Below are 7,657 nucleotides of genomic sequence, written 5' to 3'. Positions count from 1 at the left end.
GTGCTGCCACGGACGACTTCCTCCCCCACGGCCATCAGACCATGGTCAAGAAGCTCCATGAAAGCGGGGGTATCTCAATGTAACTCGCTGCCACAGTCGCAACCGACAAAGCATGCACCTCAAGGAGCCGGCTATCGCCCTTCTGAGCCTGCTCAATCTCGATGTAGAGGGCCATCATGGCGTCGAGGTTGCCGTGAGTAAACGAACTTAGCCGCTTGTAATGTATGGAGCCGGCATCCTCATCGACGGCAGCTAGCAGCGCCTCACGAGACGGGTATCGCTCGGCACGCAGCCTCCTGCGGCCAGCCCAGTCGAGAATCGCCTTCGAACTCGATGACAGCTCTATGCCCAGCGCTGTCTGCAATCCGCGTTGCTCCCCATCCGCCCGTTGCACCATGTACATGAGGCGACGAAGCCGAGTCTCACCGTCCGCTTCCGGACGCCCCAGCCACGCCGCCAAACTCGCTGTTTCTGCTGCTGCGCGGGCCAAGTCGATGGCGCTGAGGATTTGCGGGAAGCCGGGCTGCACACACCACGAAAGAGTTTGGAGGCGTTCGGCAGCGGCGTAGTTGAGCGTGCGGTGCACGTGGTGGGCGAAGCTGTAAGGCACTGGGAAACCCTCGTCGCCAACTGTCGCATCCAAGGCCGTCTCACGACGCCACACTGAGCCGGGGGCAGGCTCGTTGTGGCGCACGTCCTGTACCTGCACGCTGATGTCATGGAGCAGTGCCGCGCTGGCGCGAAGGAGGTCGTCGAACATGATGCGGCTCCACTCGTTGGTAGTTCCATGCTGGAGCGGACTAATACTCCAACGTCACTCAGCTCGTCTGCGCTGGTAGTGGAATCGTCGGGCGCGGGCTTGGCCGCGGCGTCGGTCGGCCCCTCCACCGGTCAGAAGGTCTGGCCGGCCTGCACGCTGGCGACGAACGTCGACCACTCGTCCTCGTCGAACGTCACCTGCTCGTCCGGACGCTGCGAGTTCCGCACAATCCGGTTGAGGTTGGCGTCGATGGCAACCTCAACGCAGTTTGGGCTGGAGACGTCGCATCGGTTCGAGCGCACGAACGTGATCTGCATCAAGGTGTTGCGCCTTTCCTCAGCAGGCCGTCGGTGCGGCCGATCGTCGGGGAGGGGTGGTCCGAGGTGCCACAGGTCATGGGCGACCAACTGGCCGAACGCATACGCCCACGACCAGCACCGGCCCCGGGTATCGCAGCGGGGACAGCGGCCGTCGACGGCCTGGTGCGTGGTGATGGTCTGCCACCAGTGGCCTGCGAGTGCAGCGGACGGCGTGAGGGCGGCACTCACGGTCGCTGCCCGGCGGCGGGCAAGACGTCAACGCTGACCAGCACCTCGAAGCACCACGGGGCGGTGCAGTCCGCCGTGGACCAACTGCACTCCGGGCCGTGGCCGTACACCCAGGCAAACCGGGGGTCGTGCGACTCGTGGACCTTGACGATGACGATGGTGTGGCAGGTCTGGCCCTCGATGCCGGGACTGGACTGCCACTCGCCGGGCCGCACAGACACCCGCGCACCGGGCTCGGGCATAGCCGGGCCGGTCACCGGGCCGGCCCGTCGTCGTGGCTGGCGCGGTGGTGTGCGGGCGTGATGGATCGAGCCTCAGCCAGGAGCAGCCGCTTGGCCCTCTCCTGTTCGACGGCCTGGATGCGCGCGCCGGTGCCGGGCGGGACGGGTGGACCACCACGAGCGGCCACCCGGCCCGTTACTGCGGATACGAGTCTGCGGATCATCTGCGCGTCCCTCGGCTCGGGAGCGAAGGCGGCCGGCTCCGTTCAGCGCGACCGCCATCACCCTTCCTGGCGGGACTGCGGCAGTTGATCGACCATCACGTCGGGGTCGGATGCTCGCTACCGTCGTCCCGTAGCCGGGACGTTACGGGCGGTCAACGGTGGTCTGAACTCGCCGAGCGTCCGCTGTCCGCCGAACCTGTCCGCTACTCGGTCCGGGCTGGGCCGAACTCCTTCATCACGTCCCGTAGATCGGCGGCCTCGGGCGCGCCCGTCTGCTCGACGCGGCGCAACACCTCCCGCGCCCGCCACCAATTGGAAGGCACGACTCGCCCAGAGCTGACCGCCGCAGCGGCGAACGCGGACGCCTCATCGGGGCGGCCCGTGGTGGCCAGTGCGAGGCCCAGGTCGAGGCGGGCGGACGCCGACCGTCGAGGTCGTTCACCCCCGTCTCCGCGTGGATCCAAGTTGGCCAGCACCTGCCGGGCGACCTGCTCCGCGCCCGGGTCACCAGCCCACGCCAGCGTTGTGGCCGTGTAGGCCACAGCTTTCGCCGGGTCGTATCGGTAGTGGTGCTCAGCCCGTTCCGGAACAGGCAGGTTCGCCGTCAACCGTTCCAACCGGTCCAGCGCCCGGCGCGTCTCCCGGACGGCACCCATCCGGGCCCACGCTCGTGCCTCCTGCGCTGTCGCCTGGATGTGGGCGGAACTGCCGACGGGCGCGACCTGCTGTGCCTGCTGCGACAGGGCGAGAGCGGTCCGGTAGTCGCCGAGCGTCAACACCTCCCACGCGCGGGTCTCCAAGCACCACCCCTGAATTTCCCGGTGCTCCGCGTGCCCGGCCAGTCCCGATGCCGCAGCGAGGTGGGCGGATGCGGCGCTCGGCTGTTGCAGGTCGATGTGCACGGTGGCCCGCAATACGGCCAGCCACCCACCCGCGACGACCAGGCGCCGCTGCTGGGCGAGTGTGACCCGCCCGTCGAGCAGACGGGTGACGTAGGCCAGATGCCGGCGCACCATCGGCAGCAGGTCGACTGGGGCGGTGGTCGAGTACCGGATGGCGAGTTCGTCGACACCCTGCTCGATGCGGGCGAGAGTCTCGACGCTGACGTCGCTGGCCGACACCCGCTGAAACAGTTCGTTTGCTTCGGCTTCGTGGTCGACGGGAGCGGCGACCAGGCGGGCGAGCCTGCCGCCTGCGTTGAGTGCCTGGTCGAGGTGGCGGGCGGTCTCGAAGGTGGCTGCTTTGCTGCCGTTCTCCAGTTCGTGGAGGTGGCTCTTCCCGCGGTGAGTGAGCTGGGCGAGCGCCCGCAGGGACAGGCCGGCCTGCTCACGGAGTTGCCGGAGTGTGACGCCGAAGCGTGGGTCGACGTGGGCCGTCATCGCGGTGCTCCCGGTAGAGGACGGGAATGGCGACACCATCGGCCTCTACACCGGCGGGCCGCCATGTCGAAGGTACCGCCCTTTTGCCTAGCTCGGCATGCCCCGACGCGCAGTGAGGTGCCTAGGGCGCTGACCATCTGCTGTGGCTGGCCGCCGTGCCGATGTGCTGTTGAGCGTGATGCCTCAGAGTCATCTTGATACCCCTGAGGCATCACGCTCACCAACGCATCCGCCCCTATGGAGGTGACCGAGGGTCACCGCCGGCCGCCGGCTGAGCTGTTCGGGGCGACCGGCGACCGGCGGACGACCGCTCAGCGGGTTGCCGCGCGGTAGAGGCGGCTCACCGTCTCGGCGACGCAGACGGGCTTGTCGCCACCGTCGCTGTTGACCGTCACCGCCGTGACCAGCTGCACCCCACCGCTGACGGGCGACACCTCGGCGATGACCGCGCTGGCGCGTACGGCGGCGCCGACCCGCAGTGGCGCGGGGAACCGCACCCGGTTCAGCCCGTAGTTGACGCCCATCGCGACGCCCTCGACGCGGTAGAGCTGGCCGGCCAGGGCCGGCACCAGCGACAGGGTGAGGAAGCCGTGCGCGATCGTGGCGCCGAAGGGACCGGCCGCCGCGCGTTCCGGGTCGATGTGGATCCACTGGTGGTCGTCGGTCGCGTCGGCGAACAGGTTCACGCGGTCCTGGTCGATCCGCTGCCAGGGGCCGGGGCCGAGAGTCTCGCCGACCGCGGCGGTCAGCTCGTCGACGGAGGTGAAGACGCGCATACGGGTGTCCTTTGTGCTGAAGGGTGCCTGACGCACAAACTAGCGGTGATAGTTTACGCCCAGAGCAGGCGGCGGCGCTCAGCGTTCGGAGGCCAGGCCGACGTGCTGTTCGGTGGCGAACGCGCGGGCCAGCTCGGTCCGGGAGCGGATCCCCAGCCGGTGAAAGACGTTGCGCAGGTGGTGGTCGACCGTCCGGGTGGACAGGAACATCCGGGCGGCGATCTCGCGGTTGGTGGCGCCCTCGGCGACGAGTCGGGCGATCCGGAGCTGTTGACCGGTCAGCAGCCGTGCCGCCGGCAGATCCGGCGGCCCGACCGACTCCCCGGCGGCGCGCAGCTCGGCCGTGGCCAGTTCGGCCCAGCGACCGACCCCGAGCAGGGTGAACGTCTCCCGGGCACGGTGCAGGTGCTCCCGGGCGTCCCGTGGTCGCCGGCTGCGCCGCAGGTCCTGACCGAAGAGCAACTCGGTCCGGGCCCGTTCGAACGCGCCGGCCTCCGTCGGGTGCAACCGCAGCGCCGTCCGGAACTCGCGCTCGGACTCGACGCCGCCCCGGATCGCCAACAGCGCGTGGCACCGGGCCGACAGCGCCCGGCGCAGCGGGCTCGCGGTGCTGCTCGCCCACCTGTCGAAGGCCGCCAGCGCGGCGGTCGCCGCCGGACGGTGTGGCAGGTGCGCGGCGGCCTCCACCAGGTACGGGGTGGCCATCACCTGGACGAGCACCTGGCCCCGACCGGTGCCGAGCCGGGCCAGGGACGCCAGTCGGGTCGCCGCCTCGGCGTGCCGACCGTCGACGAGGTCGAGTACGGCCAGCGCCCATCCGGCGAGCGCGTGCGGTCGGTTGCCCGGTGTCGACGTCGTACCGATCTCCCGGATCCGCCGCAGGCTGCTCTCGCGGTCGGCGCGGACGGCGGCCAGCACGGCGAGCATCCCCAGGTGGACGTCGGCGCAGTTGAACTGCCCGGTGGCACGCGCCACCCGCAGCCCTTCGCGGGAGGTCTCGGCGGCCGTCTCGTGCCGGCCCAGCCAGTACTCGGCGACCGCCCGCAGCTCCAACGCGCGGGACAGCATGGACAGCTCTCCGTGCTCGCGCGCCAAACCGACGGCGCGTTCGGCGAGGCGGTGCGCGGCACCGTCCACGGCCACCACCAGCCCGGCCGCCGCCGCGCAGGCGAGCGCGGTCGGGGTCAGCTCCGGCCCGGCGAGGCGGCCACCCAGCACGACGGCCCGCCGCAGCGCGGGTCCGGCCCGCTCGTGGTCGCCGCGCAGGGTGGCCGCCACCCCGGTGACGAGGCATCCGGTCAGCTCCACGGCCGGCGGGTCGTCACGCTGGCGGAGCGCGTCGGCACGCCGGCCGACCTCCGCGTACCGGTACTGGTCGCCGGCGAAGCAGACGGCCTCACCGGCGCGTGCCAACCCCTGGATGGCTCGGGCCCGGTCGACGGCGGCCACCTTCCGCGCGGCGGACAGCAGGGTGGCCGCCGCGCCGGGGGCGTCCTCGCAGCGCAGGTCGATCTCGCCGCGCAACAGCCCGGCCTCGCCCTCGACGACCGGGTCCGCGCAGGTCGCGCGGAGGCGGTCGAGCAGGAGGCGGGCCTGGCCGGGTTGTCCGCCGACCCAGGCGTAGCGGGCGGCGGCGAGCAGGCGGGCGGCGGCGTCGTCGGGGCGGTCGCTGAGCGCGGCGGCCCGGCACAGCGCCGCCGACGCCACGGCCCAGCCGCTGCGCCCACCGGCCGCCGCCCGCTCCAACTCGACGGCGAGGGCCGGATCGGCACCCGCGGTCGCGTCGGCGAGGTGCATCGCCCGGCGTAACCGCTGGCCGAGCGGATCGAGTACGCCCGCGAGCAGCCGGTGCGCGGCCCGCCGTTGCGTGAGCGGAGCGGCGGCCGCCACCATCGCGCGGGCCAAGGGCTGCGCGAAGGTGACGCCTCCCGAATCGACGCGGACCAGCCCGGCGGCCTCGGCGGGGGCGAGCGCCTCGATGGCCGTACCGGCGGCGTCGGCCGCGCGGACCAGGGTCGCCGCGTCGTCCGACTCGTCGAGCGCGGCGAGCAGCAGCATCCGGCGGGTGTCCGGCGGCAGCCGGTCGAGACGGGCCCGGTAGGAGCGCGCCAGCGCGCCGTCGGCCGGCGGCGCGGCCGGAAGCGGTTCCTCCCCGCGCCACTGCGCCGGGGTGAGCACGTCGGCGAGGTCCACGAGCGCCTGCGGGTTGCCGCCGCCGACCTCGGCGAGCGTGGCGGCGACCGGGGCGGCGGGCCGCTCGGACAGTCGGTCGGTGAGGACGGCGATGCTGTCCCGCTCGTTCAGCGGGGCCAGTCGGTGGGTCACGAGGCCGTCGACGGTCGCGGTGGCGTCCGCGGTGAGCAGGACGACGACCGGCAGCCGCCGCAGCCGGCGGGCAACGACCGTGAGAACCTGCCTGGTCTGCGGGTCGCCCCGGTCCACGTCGTCCATGGTGGCGAGCAGCGGACGCTCCCGGGCGGTCGCGGCGAGCAGCCCGAGTACGGCCACCGACAGGGCCAGCCGGCGCTCGGGCGGGCAGCCCTCCCCGTCCATGACCTGGTACAGCAGGCGGCGGCGCTCCTCGGGCAGGGCGGCCGCGCGGTCGCGCACCGGGTCGAGCAGGCGTTGCAGGCCGGCGTACGGCAGCATCGCCTCCTCGGGCAGCCCGGTCGCGGCCAGGATGGCGCAGTCCTTCGCGTACCGGTGGGCGAAGGAGATCAGCGCGGTCCGACCCGACCCCGGCTCGCCGTGCAGCAGCAGAGCGCCGCCACCGCCGCTGACGCCGTCCAGCAGGCTCCGAACGGCCGCGCACTGGTCGTCCCGGCCGCGTAGCACAGTTATTTGCACTCGTAATGCAGTAACCATGCGTCACAGTGTCACTCATCCATAAGCGGATGGAAAGAGGACAGGCTGGGATCAGTCGGCCGCGACCTCGGCCAACAGCGCGCCCACCGTCCGGGTCATCACCGCGCGGGCCGCGTCCACCCCCAGACCGAGGCCGTAGCGCAGCATCGACCAGGCCGGCCACATGCTCGCCGCCACCACCGCGTTGAGCACCTGACCGCGCTCGCGCCCGGCGCGCGCCAACTCGGTGGCGAAGAGCTGCTCGACCTCGTCGCGGACCCGGTCGATGTGCTTGAGGCGGTTACGGCGCAGCTGCTCGGAGACCGGCTCGCGCATCTGCGCGGCCCGTGCCGACGGCGCGATGAGCTGGAGCAGTCGCGCCCGCTGCCGGCAGTACGCGTCGACTCGCTTGGCCAGCGGCAACGTGGTCGAGATCGGCCGGTAGGCGGCGTCCTGCTGCCGCAGCACCTCCGCCCCACTGGCCTCGAAGAGCGTCTCCATGTCCTTGAAGTTGGTCCAGAGCGTCCGCAGCGAGATGCCGGCCCGTTCGGCGATGCGCTCGCCGGTGGGCCGCAGGTCGCCCTCGGCGATCAGCGCCAGGTGCGCCTCGACGATGGCCGCCCGGGTGCGTTCGGCACGGGCGGTCCGTCCGTCGACCCGCGCCGGCGTCTCGACCCTGTTCATCCGCCCCCGCCCCCTCACCGCCACGGTGTCGTCCGGCTCTGCGACGAGTCTAGACAGGCGATGATCGGGACACTGCGCGTACGCGTGGGCGGCGTCATCCGGGCCGACCGTATTGCATTCACGGTGCAAATAGTATGAGAGCTGTTCGGTGTCGGTCAACGCCCGCCAGCGGTGACCGTCGCACACACCCACGCATGGTCGTACGGCCCGGACGTGGTCAC

Annotated in this window: 8 protein-coding genes; all 8 read right to left on the bottom strand. The window is 71.8% G+C overall.

The annotated features are described in order from the left end of the window. Positions 1-34: 34 nt before the first annotated feature. Positions 35-760 (bottom strand): hypothetical protein, encoded by a 726-nt coding sequence (locus ACLQ25_RS08445; RefSeq protein ID WP_425730334.1) that lies wholly within the window; start codon positions 758-760, stop codon positions 35-37. 131 nt (positions 761-891) lie between these two features. Beyond that, on the bottom strand, positions 892-1,308 hold the full coding sequence (locus ACLQ25_RS08440) for a DUF397 domain-containing protein (protein WP_425730333.1): 417 nt from the start codon (positions 1,306-1,308) through the stop codon (positions 892-894). Continuing rightward, a complete protein-coding gene (locus ACLQ25_RS08435; RefSeq protein ID WP_425730332.1) occupies positions 1,305-1,529 on the bottom strand; it encodes a hypothetical protein in 225 nt (74 codons plus the stop codon). The genes ACLQ25_RS08440 and ACLQ25_RS08435 overlap by 4 nt, the downstream gene beginning before the upstream one ends. Positions 1,530-1,561: 32 nt before the next feature. Beyond that, the gene (locus tag ACLQ25_RS08430; protein ID WP_425730331.1) at positions 1,562-1,753 is read right to left on the bottom strand and encodes a hypothetical protein; all 192 of its coding nucleotides are present in this window, start codon (positions 1,751-1,753) and stop codon (positions 1,562-1,564) included. Positions 1,754-1,956: 203 nt separating this feature from the next. Next, the gene (locus tag ACLQ25_RS08425) at positions 1,957-3,132 is read right to left on the bottom strand and encodes a helix-turn-helix domain-containing protein (protein ID WP_425730330.1); all 1,176 of its coding nucleotides are present in this window, start codon (positions 3,130-3,132) and stop codon (positions 1,957-1,959) included. A gap of 311 nt (positions 3,133-3,443) precedes the next feature. Then, positions 3,444-3,908: a MaoC family dehydratase gene (locus ACLQ25_RS08420; protein WP_425730329.1), complete on the bottom strand. Its 465-nt coding sequence runs from the start codon at positions 3,906-3,908 to the stop codon at positions 3,444-3,446. A gap of 78 nt (positions 3,909-3,986) precedes the next feature. Beyond that, positions 3,987-6,755: an AAA family ATPase gene (locus ACLQ25_RS08415; protein WP_425730328.1), complete on the bottom strand. Its 2,769-nt coding sequence runs from the start codon at positions 6,753-6,755 to the stop codon at positions 3,987-3,989. 69 nt (positions 6,756-6,824) lie between these two features. After that, positions 6,825-7,436 carry a TetR/AcrR family transcriptional regulator gene (locus tag ACLQ25_RS08410; protein ID WP_425730327.1) on the bottom strand — a complete coding sequence of 204 codons (612 nt, stop codon included), beginning with the start codon at positions 7,434-7,436 and terminating at the stop codon, positions 6,825-6,827. Between the last annotated feature and the right edge of the window lie 221 nt (positions 7,437-7,657).

This window comes from Micromonospora sp. DT44 (assembly GCF_049841635.1).
Lineage (GTDB): Bacteria > Actinomycetota > Actinomycetes > Mycobacteriales > Micromonosporaceae > Micromonospora.
The sequence above is the reverse complement of the archived record's forward strand: the minus strand, read 5'-3'. Positions and strand labels throughout refer to the sequence as shown.